Origin of the sequence: Centipeda felix (assembly GCF_900186465.1) — a bacterium.
Taxonomy (GTDB): Bacteria; Bacillota; Negativicutes; order Selenomonadales; family Selenomonadaceae; genus Centipeda; species Centipeda felix.
Window position 1 is genome coordinate 619951 of sequence record NZ_LT891959.1, and the last position, 14968, is coordinate 634918.

Below are 14968 nucleotides of genomic sequence, written 5' to 3' on the forward strand. Positions count from 1 at the left end.
GACAAAAGCCGTTGCTGTTATTATCATAGGTATTATTTTTAGGAGGGATTTGGACATGGAAGCAGTGATGCTGTCGCGATGGCAGTTTGCAATCACTACCATCTATCACTTTCTCTTCGTCCCTGTCACACTCGGTATGGCGATCTTTGTCGCCCTGCTTGAGACGTGCTACGTCAGGACGAAACGGCCAGAGTGGAAGAAGACCTGCCGAAAACTGCTGAACTTCTTCGGTACGCTCTTTCTCATCAACTTCGCGATGGGTGTCGTCACAGGTCTGGTGCAGGAGTTCCAGTTCGGCATGAACTGGTCGGAGTATTCGCGCTTCATGGGCGACATCTTCGGCGCACCGCTCGCACTCGAGGCTCTCACGGCGTTCTTCCTCGAGTCCACCTTCCTCGGCATCTGGATGTTCGGCTGGGACAAGCTCTCGGAGAAGGCACACTGCGCCTGCATCTGGCTGGTCGCACTCGGCAGTAACCTGTCTGCCTTCTGGATTCTCGTCGCGAACTCCTTCATGCAGCATCCCGTCGGCTACGTGCTCGCCAACGGGCGCGCCGAGATGGCGAGCTTCGCGGAGCTCGTAACGAACCATTACATCCTCGGCGAGCAGTCCCACACGCTCTTTGCGGGCATCACGACCGCCGGCTTTGTCGTCATGGCGGTCTCCGCATGGAAGCTGATGCACGACACGGAGTCGCGCTACGCGTTCACGCAGGCGATCAAGGCGGGTGCCATCTACACGCTCGTCGGCGTAGTCGGCGTCATTGCGAGCGGACATTTCCACACGCAGTACCTCGCACAGGCAAACCCGATGAAACTCGCCTCCATGGAGGCCCTCTGGGAGACGGAGGATCCTGCACCGTTTGCCGTTCTCGCCTACCCCAATATGGAAAAGGGGCAGAACGACTTCGAGATCACTATCCCCTATATGTTCACGATCATGGTGCATGATGGCCCCTCGGGTGAGGTGCGCGGCATCAACGATCTCCAGAAAGAGGCTGTGCAGAAGTATGGTGAGGGCGACTACCGTCCGCACGTCACGATGCTCTTCTACTCGTTCCGCGCGATGGTCGGCGCCGGCTTCTTCATGGTGCTCGTCTCGCTCGTCGTGCTCTACCTAACGAAGAAGGAACAGATTCTTTCGGCAAAGAAACTGCTCTACGCCCTGCCGTGGCTGGTCGTCATTCCGTTTATCGCCAATTCCTGCGGCTGGATCGTCGCAGAGATGGGGCGTCAGCCGTGGATCGTGGTTGGACTGCAGAAGACGGCTGATGCGGTCTCACCGAATCTGACCGCTGGGGAGATCTGGTTCACGATGATCGGCTTCACGGTGCTCTACCTGCTGCTGCTCATCACTGCGCTCTATCTCGCCTTCCGCTTCATCCGCCGCACGAAGATCACTCCTGCCATCGAAGGAGGGAAGTAAGAATGGACTACAATATTCTTTGGTTCGTGCTGATCGTCGTCCTCTTCACGGGATTCTTCTTCCTCGAGGGTTTTGACTATGGCGTCGGCACGCTCCTCACACTCATCTCCGACAAGGAGAGCGACCGCTCTCAGCTCATCCGCAGCATAGGCCCTGTTTGGGACGGCAACGAGGTCTGGATGATTACGGCGGGCGGTGCCACGTTTGCGGCTTTCCCGCATGTCTATGCGACGATGTTCAGCACCTTCTACATTGCGCTCTTCCTCATGCTCGCCGCCCTCATCCTGCGCGGCGTCGCCTTTGAGTTTCGCCATCATCGCGAGGATGAAGTATGGCAGCGCCGCTGGTCGTACGCACTTGCCTTCGGCAGCATCGTCCCCGCATTCCTCTGGGGCGTTGCGGTCACGAATCTGATCGCAGGGCTTCCCATTGGTGCGGACAAGGTCTATCAGGGCGGATTCTTTGATCTCCTGACGCCCTACACGATCGTCGGCGGCATCACGTTCGTTCTCGTCTTCGCGTTCCACGGCGCAGCATTCTTGCAGATGCGCCTGACCAGCACCTATCTGCTCGACCGCGCTCGCACGCTCGGTCTGAAGTTTGGCGTCGCTGCGGCGGTCCTTTACGTGATCTGCATGATCCTCACCTACGTTGAGACCGACCTCTACCAGAGCACCGTCGCCACGGCGGCTCTCTTCCTCTCGGCGCTCTCTTTCGTGCTCGGCATCGGTGCTCTCTACAAGCGCGCCCATAAGGGTGCGTTCATCCTCGGCGCCCTCGCCATCGTCGGCACGACGGTCGGCTTCTTCGCCGGACTGTTCCCGCGTCTCATGGTCTCGAGCCTGAACTCCGGCTACAGTCTGACGATCTACAATGCGTCCTCGACGGAGTACACACTCTCCATCATGACCATTGCTGCCGGCATTCTTGTCCCCGTTGTCCTCTGCTATCAGATCTGGACGTACTACATCTTCCGCAAGCGCGTTTCTCCGAACGATTCGGGACATCAGGCATATTAAAGGAAACAATGAAAAAAAGAAAGTCCATCCTGTTTCAAATGCTGCATTCGCAGCGGCGCAGCCTCTCCATTCGCGTTGCGGTCGAACTCCTGCACGGAGGGCTGACCATCCTCGCGGCATGGAATACGGCCGCCATTGTGAACACTGTATTTCTTGGGCACGGCGGACTTGCCGAAACAGCATCAGAGCTTCTGATGCTGTTTTTGTGCATTTTCGCCATGGCGCTCCTGCGCCTGCCAAAGAGCCGCATCGAGGCACAACTCTCCGATGATCTGCGGCTCTACTGCCGGCGTGCCCTCCACAGAGAGTTGCTTGCACATGGACAGAACGGTGCGGGTGTACTGACGCTTACGCTTGAGCGCGTCGATGCGCTCGACCCTTGGTTTCGCACTCTCCTGCCCACCATGATCGCAGGTGTCGTCATCATCCCGCTCGTCCTGCTCGTGACGGCTGTCGTCGATCCGCTGTCGGCACTGCTCTTTCTGGTCACCCTGCCGATCGCGCCATTTCTCCTCTACCTCATCGGCAAGGCGACGCGCCGTGCCAGTGAGCGTCAATGGGATGAGATGCGTACGCTGACGGACGGATTCGGTGATCTGGTGCGCGCGGCGGCGACGCTTAAAATCTTTCGCCGCGTCGATGCGGAGGGACATCATCTCGCGCAGATGAGCCATGCGTTCTCCGAGGCCTCGCTTGCCGTACTGCGGCTCGCCTTTGTCTCCTCCTTTGCACTGGAACTGATTACCACCCTGTCGATTGCCCTCATCGCGGTCTCCATCGGCCTGCGTCTCATGGACGGCGGCATGACCTTTCACGCGGCATTCTTCGTGCTCATCCTTGCGCCGCAGTTCTATCAGCCGCTGCGTGAGGGCGGCATTGCCTTCCATGCAGCGATGGATGCCGCGACGGCAGAGAAGGCACTTGCCCCCTACCTCGATGCACCGCCCTCTATCACGGGAACGCACGATCAGATTCTCGCCCCTCCCTCCGTACGCACGGAGGCGCTCACCTACCGCTATCCGCTGACCGACGAGGCCGTTCTGACGGATCTCACGCTCTCCTTTCCCGCAGGAAAGTCCACCGTGATCGCAGGCGACAGCGGCAGCGGAAAATCGACGCTGCTCCTCCTCCTAGCGGGGCAGCGCCCTCCTTCGGATGGGATGATTATGCTCGCGGACGGTGCAGGAACAGCACACAGCTATGATCTCGCGCGTCTCACGGAGGAGACACGCACTGCGCTCATCACCTACGTCCCGCAGGAGCCGCATATCTTCGGTGCGAGCCTTGCGGAAAACGTGACGCTGTGGACGCGGGACACGGCGGATGCCGAAATCACGGCGGCACTGGAGGCGGCGGCACTCGGCGACTTTTTGCGCGCGCTGCCCGATGGACTGCATACGCGCCTCGGCATGGGCGGCCATCCGCTTTCGGCAGGAGAACGTCACCGCCTCGGTCTGGCACGCGCCCTCTTTCAGGATCGCCCCATCGTCCTTCTGGACGAGGTGACGGCGGGGCTGGATGAGGAGACCGAGCGGTGCGTGATCGATGCCCTGACAGTGTTTTCACATCACCGCACGATGATTCTGACGGCGCACCGTCCTGCGCTCATCGCATGGGCAGACCAGGTCGTGACACTGGGAGGTGAGGCATGATGACCACAATGCTCTTTCGGCTGCTCTCCATCGCCGCACCTGCGGCGGCACTCCCCGCCCTCCTCGCGGGATTCCTCGCGGCCGCGGCGGGCATTTCCCTCATTGCCTCTGCGGCGTGGATCATCGCCAGTGCGGCACTCGCGCCGCCCCTCTCGGCACTTGCCCTTGCCATTACCTGCGTGCGGGCGTGCGGCATCGGGCGCGCCGTCTTTCGCTACCTGGAGCGCCTGCTCTCTCACCGTCTCGCCTTCGGCTGCTACGAGACGCTGCAGCAGGCGACCTACCGCCGCTCTGCCGCCGTCATTCCCATGCGAGAGGGCAACGTACGCGAGGGCGAGTTCCTCCACGATCTGCTGACGGGCTGTGAGACCCTGCGCGACTTCTACCTGCGCGCCGTCCCGCCGCCACTGATCGCCCTTGCCTTGGTGCTGCTCGCCTGTGCGGCTCTCCTGCCGCTCAGCATCCCTGCGGCCACAGTCGTATTCCTGCTCTTTCTACTCCACATTGCGCTCCCGCTCTTCCTCCGCGAAACGGAACTGCGCGCGCAAAGTGCCGACTATCGCAGCAGCCTCCTCGATCAGATCGACGGGCGCACCGAGCTGCGCGCCGCCGGCAGTACACAGCATGCTCAGGCAGTGCTGGATGAGGCGGCGGCGACATTTCAGCGCGAGCGAACGGCACGAGGGCGGAAACGCGAGCAGCTCTTCACCCTGCTCGACGTCCTGCGGATCATCGTCTGGATCGCAGCCATCATCCTCCTCATCCCCCGCGTGATCGAAGGGATCCTCACGGGCATCCAGTACGCGGTCTGGGTTCTCGCCCTCGAGGCGGTACTCGCCGAGCTCCGCCCGATCCCCCCCGCCGTTCTCGGCGCACAAGAATCGGCGCGTGCCGCACGACACATTCTCCCATCAGACGGCGAGCACACACAGCCCGCCTCCATCGCACCCCCTTCCGAAAAATCAGCAAACGCACCTCTGATCGAGGCGAAACACCTCGTCTTCGGCTATCATACAGGCATCCCCATTGTGCAGAACCTCAGCCTTACGATCCACCGCGGCGAGCACACGGCCATCATCGGTGAGAGCGGCGCAGGCAAGACGACGCTGGCGAGCCTTCTGCTCCGCCTCTGGGAGCCCGATGCGGGCACGATCTCCTACGATGGTATTCCCCATACGAAGCTCCCTCTCGAAGCGTCGCGCACCTATTTTGGTGCTGCCCTACAGGGCAGCTGGCTCTTCTCTGCCTCCATACGGGACAACTTTCTGCGCCTGCGCGGTGATATCTCTGAGGCAGCAATATGGCACGCACTCGAAACGGCGCAGCTCGCGGACGTCGTTCGGGCTCTGCCCGCAGGGCTCGACGAGCCGCTCGGAATGAACGCCTCCCGTCTTTCGGGGGGACAGCGCAGCCGCCTGCTCACCGCACTTGCACTCGCGGGCGATGCGCCGATCCTGCTCCTCGATGAGCCGACAGCAGGGCTCGATGCTGCCTGCGGTACACGCCTCATCACATCCGTCTTGGCAGATGCCGATGCACGCGGCGCAACGCTCATCGTCATCACACACGATCTGCCCCTTTTGAATCAAATGAAACAGGTGATAAAACTATGACGCCGGAAACATTTCATGAACGCATCCATCTCGTTATCGACCGTCTCGGAAAAAACGCCCCGCCCTACGAGCTCTTTGCCGGCGGTGTGGAGGACTGGCACGCACGGGCGCGGCTCGCCCATTTTCTCGCACAGATGCCGGAGCATCGCGCAGAGGCCATCGAATTCTTTCAAAGTGTTATGGATGCCGAGGTGAACGAGGAACTCGCGCAGGACGTAGAGGAGAAAGTCTACGCCATGCAGGGGCTCTCGGCACTTGAGGCGGAGGAAAAGGAAACACAGGAAGCGGCACTCGAGCACATCAATCTTGCGATTGAATGTGCCGAGGGAACGGATTTTCTCTACAAGTACATCCTGCGCGGTGAACTGTGGGCGGATCGGTGGAACCTCATGCACAAACTCGGCATGACCGAGGACGCCGAGGCGGAGGCCGATGAGCGCATTTCCGCCTTTGAGGGACTGGAGGATGCCGTCCCGCACAACAGCTACCTGTACTACGGCTACCGATTCAAGGCACATCTCGCCGCCGAGCGCGGTGTCGTCCTCATCGCAAAGGACTACATGCACATGGCGATTCACGCGATGGAGATCCCGCCTGCCTACGAGCAGCCACTTGCTGAGGCGTTTGCACAGACACACGAAAACGCCTCATGGATTCTGCGCGAGATCGACCGCGCCACTCCCGATCCTGCACAGCTTCACTGGGATATTTAAGGAAGCACTGATAAATTCAGCACCGCTATCTTAGATTGACTGCATCACGCACAGGATCAAATGCCGAACTATTCTAAAGCAGAACACAAGGGGCTATTGCACAAAGATAAATTTACCTTCGTACAATAGCTCCTTCTGTGTTTTTTCACAAAATTAAGGCTGCTGCACATTTGCTTCGTGCAACAACTCCCATCTAATTCAAAGGTTTTATCACTTTTTCTTCCTACAGAGCTTTCCCGTCTGGCAAATGCTGTCAATCAGGGAGCGGCGTCTCGCAATTACGTTCTCTTTGACTTTCAGCAAGGAGTTCAGTGCCTTGACGAAAATCTGTTTGATCTCCTCTTCCGTTAGATGCTTTGTGCTGCATGGCTTGGAGATTATTGCGACTCTCTGCTTTTGTAAAAAAGAAAGCTTTGACCTCCTCTCCTTAGTTATACTCAAACGTTTCGCTTTACATCGTAAACCAAACAAGCTATACTGGTTCCAAAAGAAAGGAGTGTGGTCATCATGTCAACCGTCCCTACTCAAATAAGAATTGACCGGAACATAAAAGAACAGGCTAGCGCATTGTTCTCTGGGCTGGGCCTAGATATGTCCGGCGCCGTTAATATGTTTCTCCATCAGTGTGTCCTTCGTGGAGGCATCCCATTTTCTATCGAAATGCCCCATTATAAACAAAGCACCTTGGCGGCTATGGAAGAAGCAAGAAAAATCTCCCGCAACCCGGATGTCCCTAGCTATGACAACATGGACGACTTGAAGAAGGCATTGGAAGAATGACCTATCACATCAAGTTCACCAACGCTTATAAGAAAAGTTACAAGCGTGCCAAGAAACGCGGCTTGAATCTCAAGCTACTGGATAATGTTGTTGAAGCATTGGGACAGGGGCACAAGCTAGATGCCAAATACCGTGACCATGCACTTCATGGCAATTGGGAGGGATTTCGCGAGTGCCATATTCAACCGGATTGGTTGTTGATATACCTCGTTGAAAACGACGTCCTAACCTTGACCCTAGTCGAAACTGGAACCCATTCAGACATATTCGATGAATAAGTTGTTTGGTCTGCTCCCTAGAGAACAGACAGTAAATCAAAGGGGCTGCTGCACGTTTGTTTCGTGCAGCAGCCCCTTTCTTATCACAAAATTTCTAACGCATAAAGGTATAGACGGCGATATTGCTGAAAATCGAGAGTGGCTCTGCCCAGACGCCGATGACGAGGGTAAAGGCGACGGCAACGACGCCCATGGCCCCTGTCAAGAGCGGGAGGCGCAGCGGCGTGTCAATCATCGGCTCATCTGCCTCGACATCGCGGAACATCTCCTTGATGACGAGCAGATAGTAGTAGACGGACATCATCGACACGACAAAGCCCAGCCCCGCGAGCCAGAGATAGCCCGCATCAATCGCGGCAGAGAAGATATAGATCTTGCCGACAAAGCCTGCCGTCGGCGGAATGCCCGCCATCGTCAGGAGCGCAACCATCAGGATGCCCGCCGGAAGCAGAGAGTCATGCGCCAGTCCGCGCACGCTGCGGAAGTCCGCACCGCCGCGCTCCGTCTCCAGATAGGAGACGGTCACGAACGCCCCGACGTTCGCCAAGACGTAGACCATCGCGTAGAAGAGTACTGCCTTGATACCCGCCGCGTTCGTCGCAACCATCGCCGTCATCATGTATCCCGCCTGCGCAATCGAGGAGTAGGCGAGCATCCGCTTGATGTTCGTCTGACGGAACGCCATGATGTTGCCCCCGACCATGGAGACACACGCAAGCGCCGCCATCAGATGCGTCCAGTACGCCGAGAGTGCAGGGAACGCGACGAAGAGCACGCGCAGGAGGATCGCCACCCCCGCTGCCTTAGAGCACATGGCGAGGAGTGCCGTCACGGGCGCAGGTGCGCCCTCATATACATCGGGTGCCCAGAGATGGAACGGGATGATCGAGAGCTTGAAGAAGAAGCCCGCGAGGATAAAGACCACGCCGATGAGCCCGAGGGAAAGCACGAGGCCAAGTCCCTGTGCGATCCCTTGAAACATCATTGTCCCCGTCATCCCGTAGACGAGGCTCATGCCGTAGAGGAGCACTGCCGTCGAGCCCGACCCGAACACCAGATACTTGATGCCCGCCTCTGCCGAGAGCGGCGCATCCGTGCGGATCGCAACGAGTGTATAGAACGAGATCGTCATGAGCTCCAGCCCGACAAACGCCGTCATGAGGTCGTTCGCCGAAGCGAGAGCACACATACCGAGCAGGGCGGACAGGAGGAGCAGATAGAACTCGCCCCTGTGGCGGATCATCTTCTCCACATAGCTCTCTGCAAAAAGCACAGTGGCGAGGACGCCGACGATAAAGAGAATCTTGAAGAACACGGAATAGCCGTCAACGATGTAGAGCCCCGCAAAGAACGCCGTCGCTCCCCCATCCGGCGGATACATCCGCACGGCGAGAGCGAGTACACCGAGCAGTCCGAGTGCAGTCACGCGGGCGAGGGCACGGCGCGATGTCCCACGCGCCATACAGAGGTCGATCAGGAGCACGGCCGCCATGAGTACGGCGATGCCCAGCTCGATGGAGATTGCGGCAAGATTCATTTCCTGCATCATCACTGCCCACCTCCCAGAATCGTCGGAGCATCCTGAATCATCTCAAGAAGCGGTGCCAGCGGCGCAGTTCCCGCGTCCACCATGCCCATGAGGAGTCCCGGGAATACGCCGAAGCCGACAAGGAAAACGCCGAGAACGACAAGTGGGACGATGTCGATCTTCCGCTCATCGGGGTACTTCGCGAAGCGTTCCACCTTTGGGCCGAAGAGCACGCGCGCGAGCATGCGCAGGACGTAGAACGCGGTAAAGATGATGCCGGAGACCGCAATCACCGTGAGGATAGGATATGCCTCCACCGTCCCCACAAAGATGGTAAACTCCGGCACGAAGCCGATCAGCCCAGGCAGGCCGAGCGAGCACAGCCCTGCGAGCATAAATCCGACCGTGATATGCGGCATATAGTGCGCCAAGCCCCAGAGATCGCCCACACGGCGCAGCTCCGTCTTTTCGTAGACGTAGCCGACCTGCGAGAAGAAGAGTGCGAGCATGATGCCGTGCGCCACCATATAGGCGACGGCGCCGCCGACGCTCACGACATTGAGTGCCGCGAAGCCGAGGAGAACGTAGCCCATGTGAGAAATGGAGGAATAGGCGATCATGTACTTGATGTCGCGCTGGGCGAGTGCGATATAGGACGCATAGATCACATTGATCGTGGCGAGGATCGCGATCAGCGGTGCCCAGAACTTTGCCCCGAGCGGCAGGATAAAGAGGCCGACGCGGATGAGCGCGTAACCGCCGATCTTTTTCAGCACCCCCGCATTGATCATCGAGATCGCCGTCGGTGCGCCTGCATAGCCGTCGGGCGACCATATATGCATCGGGAACATCGAGAGATGCGAGCCGAAACCGACGAGCAGGAGGAGGAATGCCGTCACCTGCACCTCCCACGAGATATGTCCCGCGATAGCAGCGGCGGTGAGTGCCTCAAAGTCGAACGTCCGCATCCCGGACTCGTACGCACTCACGTAGAGAAGGAGCACACCGACGAGCATGAACGCCGAGCCGACGAGGAGGAAAATGGTCATCTTCATCGCCGCGTGTTCCTTCGTCACGCGCTCGGACGAGCCCCAGATCATCACCATCAGGTACGCGGGGATGACGACCATCTCACAGAGGACGAGGAAGAAGAAAAGGTCACGCACGAGGAATGCCCCCGAGACACCCGCGATCACGATGAGCAGGAGAACGAAGTACTCCTTGACCCGCTTCTCCACATGCCATGAGCTGTAGACAGCCGCGAGCCCCACGACGCTCGACAGGAGGAGCATCGGCAGGGAGATCCCATCTACGCCGAGCGAGTAGGCAACGCCGAGATCCGTGATCCACGGCATGTACTCCGTGTACTGCATCCCGCCGAGCACCATATCGTAGTCCGCGTAAACAAAGAGCGTCAGCAGCGTCACAATGATCATCGCCAGTGCCGAAAGCTGACGTATCGTATCGTGCAGACGTCCCGGCAGCAGGGCGAGGATGAGCGCGGCCACGAGCGGTGTGAGGAGAATGACCGAGAGAATCGGAAATGTCATCGCAGAAGACCTCCTCCCAGATACATCAGAACCTGTACCGCCCAGTACAGCGCATAGCACAGGAGAATCACAACGCCCGTGTAGAACACGACGACATACCGCTGTGCCTGCCCGTTGACGTTCTCCGTCAGCACCTCGCTCATCGCCAGACCATAGGCGCCGAGTCCATTCATGATGCCGTCAAAAATCTTTTCATCGACCCACTTGAGGATCACCGCCGTGCCGTAGACGAAGCGCTCACGGAAGTAGCCATACAGCTCATCCACATAGAACTTGTTGTAGACGACGCGATAGAGGAAACCGAAGCTCCGCTGCTGCATCGCCGCGCGCAGACGATGGCGTCCATAGATCTGATACGCCGCCGCAAAGGCGAGGAGGGCGAGCACGGTACTCGTCCCCGCCACCGTCCAGTCGATCGCCTCATGATGCGGTGCATCCGCGTAGATCCACATAGAAAACCCGCCGAAGTAGCCCCATAGGCCGCTCACAATGGTAAGCAGCGCGAGCATAATCATCGGCCAGCGCATGAAGGCATCGACCTCATGCGCCTCGTGTTCACTGCGGCTCTCACCGAGGAAGGCGACAATGAGGAGACGCGCCATGTAGAATGCTGTGAGGAAGGAGGTGAACGTCGCCATGAGATAGAGCGGCGTACTCGCGTGCATCGCCGCGGCGAGGATCTCATCCTTTGAGAAGAATCCCGAAAACGGCGGTATACCGGAGATCGCAAGGACACCGATCAGCATCGTCACGAAGGTGAGCGGCATCTTTTTCCAGAGCCCGCCCATCTTGGTGATGTCCGTCTCATCGTGGAGTGCATGCATCACCGCGCCCGCGCAGAGGAAGAGCATCGCCTTGAAGAAGGCGTGCGTCATGAGATGGAACATCGAGGCGGAGAACGCGCCAATCCCTACCGCGAGCATCATGTAGCCGAGCTGACTGATGGTCGAGTAGGCAAGCACCGCCTTGAACCGCCGCTGCGTCACGGCGATAACCGCCGCAAAAAGCGCCGTAAACGCTCCGAGCCCCGCGATGAAATTCATCACGAGCGGACACTCACTGAAGATGAAAAAGGCACGCGCAACGAGAAAGACACCTGCCGCGACCATCGTCGCCGCATGGATGAGCGCCGAGGTCGGCGTCGGGCCTTCCATCGCATCGAGCAGCCAGACGTGGAGCGGAAACTGGCCGGACTTTCCAATCGGCCCCATGAAGAGCAGCAGACCGATCACCGTCAAGTATCCCGTCCCCGCGACGAGGACATACGCGGGCATCATCAGCCGCAGCTCGATGAAGTCCATCGTCCCGAACGACACCTGCACGAGCAGGATGCCGACCAGCATTCCAAAGTCGCCGATACGCGTCGTGATGAACGCCTTCTTCGCCGCCTCGCGCGCCGAGACCTTATCGTAGTAGAATCCGATCAGGAGGTAGGAGCAGAGCCCGACGCCCTCCCAGAACACATAGAGCTGGAGAAAGTTGACCGAGACGACCAGCCCGAGCATCGCAGCCGAAAACAGCGAGATGAACGCAAAGAAGCGCCCCATCCCCTCATCGTGCTCCATATAGCTGACAGAGTAGATGTAGACGAGCAGCGAGACCAGCGTCACGATGACGAGCATGAGTGCCGTCAGCGGGTCGATCAGGACACCCATCGACAGCTCCACCGCACCGATGTGCGCCCAGACCGTCTTCATCACGTAGGGATCGCCCATCGTGATCTGATAGTTTACCGTGGCGAGTGCGACAAAGACGGAGAACGCAAGGGCCAGAGCCATCATCACAATCGCAATCGTCGCCGAGAGGTTCTTCTCCCGCCGCGTAAAGGGCGCGATGATGAGGAACGCGAGCGCAGGGAACAGGGGAATCAGATACGCATGCGTCAGAGCAAAGGTAAACATAGCACTCCCCTCCCCTAGTCTTTCAGCGTATCCAGCTCATCGACATTCGTCGTGAACCGAATCTGATACAGGCGGAATGCGAGAGCCAGCCCGACGGCGATCTCGGATGCAGCGACCGCAATCGAGAAGAGTGCCATTAGCTGTCCCTCCGCGTTGTGCGCGTAAAAACGGTCAAAGGCAACGAGATTGATGTTGACCGCATTGAGCATCAGCTCCACGCACATGAGAATCGGGATGATGCCGCGCCGCGTGAGGAGCCCATAGAGCCCAATGCAGAACAGCAGTGCCGACAAAAAGAGCAGATCAGGAATACCGATCATGCCGCATCCCCTCCTCTCGCCAAGAGCAGTGCGCCGACCATCGCCGCGAGGAGCAGTACCGCCGTCACTTCAAACGGCACGAGATACGTGCCGAGCATCAGCTGGGCGATCTCGTCTGCCCCCGTCGATGCAGCAAATTCGCCCGCAGGAAGCGGAGCAAGGACAATGCCGCATCCGATGAGGAAGAAGATACTGCCTGCCAGCAGCCCCGTTACGACGCGGCGAAAGAGCTTCTGCGAGGGATTGGACTGCGCCATCGAGTCCCGCCGCGTCAGCATGATCGCCATGACGATGAGGACAGCGACTGCGCCGCTGTAGACCATGAGCTGCACCGCACCGAGGAACTCCGCACCGATGTAGAAATAGATCGCCGCCACACCGATGAATGAGAGCACGAGAAAGAGTGCACTGTGCACGACATTCGGCGAGAGAACGACGCCGAGCGCGCCGATGATCGTCACGGCAGCGAGAAAGTAAAAGATAAAGCTCATGTCGCCCCTCCTTCCGTCGTCTGCGCATCCTTTGCGGCAGCGTTTTCCGTGGCGGACGTGTCCGCCGCAGCTTTTTCTCCGTCGGGTTTTTCCTCAGCGGCTTTTTCCTTTGCGGCAGCCTCCGCTTCGGCTTTCACCTTTGCCTCTGCCTCCGCCTTTGCCTTGGCAGCGGCTTCTTTCTTCGCCTTTTCCTCTGCCGCCTCGACCTCTACCTGTGCGAGGAACTCCGCGAGATCAGCACGGTCCTCGTCCGTCATGGCATCGTGCGTCATCGTCTCCTTGCTCCACGTGGCGATGGCGTAGTCCTTATCCCAGACAAGCGTATTGACCGGACACGCCTCCACACAGAGATTGCAGTAAAGACAGCGCCCCGAGTGATGAATGTAGGACTTCATGTGGCGCTTCTTCTTCGCATCGGGGACAATTGTCAGATCAAGCGCCTTGTTCGGGCACGCATTGGCGCACATCGAGCAGCCGATGCAGACGCGCCAGTCCATCGCGAGATTGCCGCCGCGAAAATTATCCGTCATGGGCAGCTTCTCCTCGGGGTAGCAGACCGTCTCCTTCTTGCCCCAGAGATGCTTCCATGTGACACTCATGCCGGTCAAAAGGCCTTTTCCAAACATGTGCGTCCCCCCTTAAACGATACCGAACCAGAACATCAGCGCGCCCGTCAGAACAACGTTCAGAATCGAGAGCGGGACGAGCACCTTCCAGCCGAACGTCAGGATCTGATCCACGCGCGTGCGCGGGAACGTCCAGCGGAACCACATGATGAGCAACACCATGAGCACCGCCTTGATGCCGAACCAGACGAATCCCGGCAGGAACGACGGCCCGCTGTAGCCGCCGAGGAAGAACGTCGTCGCGAGGATCGCCGCCGTCAGGAGGTTCGCGTACTCTGCGAGGAAGAACAGCGCCCAGCGCATCCCCGAGTACTCCGTAAACGGTCCTGCGATAATCTCTGACTCGCCCTCCACGAGGTCAAACGGCGTACGGTTCGTCTCGGCGACCGCTGCGATCAGGAAGATGATGAACGCGAGCGGCTGCATGAAGATAAACCAGTAGTTCTGCGCCTGCATCTGGACGATATCGTCGAGGCGCAGTGAGCCCGTCAGCATAATGATGCCGAGCAGGGAGAAGAGGAGCGGCGCCTCATAGCTGAGCATCTGCCCAACGATGCGCATGCCGCCGATAAACGAATACTTATTGTTCGATGCATAGCCGCCCATGAGGAACGGCAGCACTGCCTGCCCCGAGATGGCAAAGAGGAGGAACACACCGACGTTGACATCGGCGAGCACCGCCCCCGCATCGAACGGGAAAAGCGCGTAGACGAGCGCTGCGGGGACAAAGAGCAGCGCGGGCGAGAGTGCCCAGACCACCTTGTCCGCACCGGCGGGCATAATGTCCTCCTTGCTCATCAGCTTCAGCATATCCGCAACGGGCTGCAGCAGACCGAATCTTCCGCCCACGCGGTTCGGGCCGATGCGCACTTGGATGAACGCGCAGATCTTGCGCTCCGTGTAGGTAAAGACAATCGCCGCCATCGAGATGATACCGAGCAGGATGGCAATACCGACGAAGGTCATCACAAGATCCACCACGAACGGAATCGGGATCAGGCGGTAGATGAGTCCGTCCAGCCCCACCGCAATCGCAGAAAGAAAAGAGCTCTCCATCATTCGTCTCCTTTC

14 protein-coding genes and 1 pseudogene are annotated in these 14968 nt (G+C 58.8%); 7 read left to right on the forward strand and 8 right to left on the reverse strand.

The genetic code is table 11. The features are described from left to right. The first annotated feature begins 55 nt into the window (after positions 1-55). Genes C1713_RS10335 through C1713_RS10355 form a run of 5 tightly spaced genes read left to right on the forward strand, consistent with a single transcriptional unit; the run spans position 56 to position 6423 of the window. Positions 56-1426 carry a cytochrome ubiquinol oxidase subunit I gene (locus tag C1713_RS10335; RefSeq protein ID WP_102493851.1) on the forward strand — a complete coding sequence of 457 codons (1371 nt, stop codon included), beginning with the start codon at positions 56-58 and terminating at the stop codon, positions 1424-1426. Positions 1427-1428: 2 nt separating this feature from the next. Beyond that, a complete protein-coding gene (gene cydB / locus C1713_RS10340) occupies positions 1429-2445 on the forward strand; it encodes a cytochrome d ubiquinol oxidase subunit II (protein WP_102493852.1) in 1017 nt (338 codons plus the stop codon). A gap of 8 nt (positions 2446-2453) precedes the next feature. Then, positions 2454-4097 carry a thiol reductant ABC exporter subunit CydD gene (gene cydD, locus C1713_RS10345; RefSeq protein ID WP_102493853.1) on the forward strand — a complete coding sequence of 548 codons (1644 nt, stop codon included), beginning with the start codon at positions 2454-2456 and terminating at the stop codon, positions 4095-4097. Continuing rightward, positions 4097-5710, forward strand: coding sequence for an amino acid ABC transporter ATP-binding/permease protein (locus C1713_RS10350; protein ID WP_420852653.1), 1614 nt, complete (start codon positions 4097-4099; stop codon positions 5708-5710). Before cydD ends, C1713_RS10350 begins: the two co-directional genes overlap by 1 nt. Beyond that, positions 5707-6423, forward strand: a complete 717-nt coding sequence (locus tag C1713_RS10355) for a hypothetical protein (protein ID WP_102493854.1) — start codon at positions 5707-5709, stop codon at positions 6421-6423. The genes C1713_RS10350 and C1713_RS10355 overlap by 4 nt, the downstream gene beginning before the upstream one ends. A 228-nt stretch (positions 6424-6651) precedes the next feature. Here C1713_RS10355 and C1713_RS12680 read toward each other — a convergent pair. Next, positions 6652-6795, reverse strand: a pseudogene (locus tag C1713_RS12680) (recombinase family protein); the annotation flags it as partial. Between the two features lie 135 nt (positions 6796-6930). On the opposite strand from C1713_RS12680, the gene C1713_RS10365 reads away from it, so the two are divergent. Next, on the forward strand, positions 6931-7203 hold the full coding sequence (locus C1713_RS10365) for a type II toxin-antitoxin system RelB/DinJ family antitoxin (protein ID WP_009442906.1): 273 nt from the start codon (positions 6931-6933) through the stop codon (positions 7201-7203). Continuing rightward, the gene (locus C1713_RS10370) at positions 7200-7481 is read left to right on the forward strand and encodes a type II toxin-antitoxin system YafQ family toxin (protein WP_102493855.1); all 282 of its coding nucleotides are present in this window, start codon (positions 7200-7202) and stop codon (positions 7479-7481) included. The genes C1713_RS10365 and C1713_RS10370 overlap by 4 nt, the downstream gene beginning before the upstream one ends. A 94-nt stretch (positions 7482-7575) precedes the next feature. Here C1713_RS10370 and C1713_RS10375 read toward each other — a convergent pair whose 3' ends face one another. Genes C1713_RS10375 through nuoH form a run of 7 tightly spaced genes read right to left on the reverse strand, consistent with a single transcriptional unit; the run spans position 7576 to position 14956 of the window. Then, positions 7576-9030 (reverse strand): NADH-quinone oxidoreductase subunit N, encoded by a 1455-nt coding sequence (locus C1713_RS10375; RefSeq protein WP_102493856.1) that lies wholly within the window; start codon positions 9028-9030, stop codon positions 7576-7578. Next, positions 9030-10559 carry a complex I subunit 4 family protein gene (locus C1713_RS10380; protein WP_102493857.1) on the reverse strand — a complete coding sequence of 510 codons (1530 nt, stop codon included), beginning with the start codon at positions 10557-10559 and terminating at the stop codon, positions 9030-9032. The genes C1713_RS10375 and C1713_RS10380 overlap by 1 nt, the downstream gene beginning before the upstream one ends. Beyond that, positions 10556-12460 (reverse strand): NADH-quinone oxidoreductase subunit L, encoded by a 1905-nt coding sequence (gene nuoL / locus C1713_RS10385; protein WP_102493858.1) that lies wholly within the window; start codon positions 12458-12460, stop codon positions 10556-10558. Before nuoL ends, C1713_RS10380 begins: the two co-directional genes overlap by 4 nt. A gap of 14 nt (positions 12461-12474) precedes the next feature. Beyond that, the gene (gene nuoK, locus C1713_RS10390) at positions 12475-12780 is read right to left on the reverse strand and encodes an NADH-quinone oxidoreductase subunit NuoK (protein WP_009442911.1); all 306 of its coding nucleotides are present in this window, start codon (positions 12778-12780) and stop codon (positions 12475-12477) included. Next, the gene (locus C1713_RS10395; RefSeq protein WP_006689897.1) at positions 12777-13271 is read right to left on the reverse strand and encodes an NADH-quinone oxidoreductase subunit J family protein; all 495 of its coding nucleotides are present in this window, start codon (positions 13269-13271) and stop codon (positions 12777-12779) included. Before C1713_RS10395 ends, nuoK begins: the two co-directional genes overlap by 4 nt. Beyond that, positions 13268-13897: a 4Fe-4S dicluster domain-containing protein gene (locus tag C1713_RS10400; RefSeq protein WP_102493859.1), complete on the reverse strand. Its 630-nt coding sequence runs from the start codon at positions 13895-13897 to the stop codon at positions 13268-13270. Before C1713_RS10400 ends, C1713_RS10395 begins: the two co-directional genes overlap by 4 nt. Before the next feature lie 12 nt (positions 13898-13909). Continuing rightward, positions 13910-14956 (reverse strand): NADH-quinone oxidoreductase subunit NuoH, encoded by a 1047-nt coding sequence (nuoH, locus tag C1713_RS10405; protein ID WP_006689899.1) that lies wholly within the window; start codon positions 14954-14956, stop codon positions 13910-13912. Positions 14957-14968: the final 12 nt, after the last annotated feature.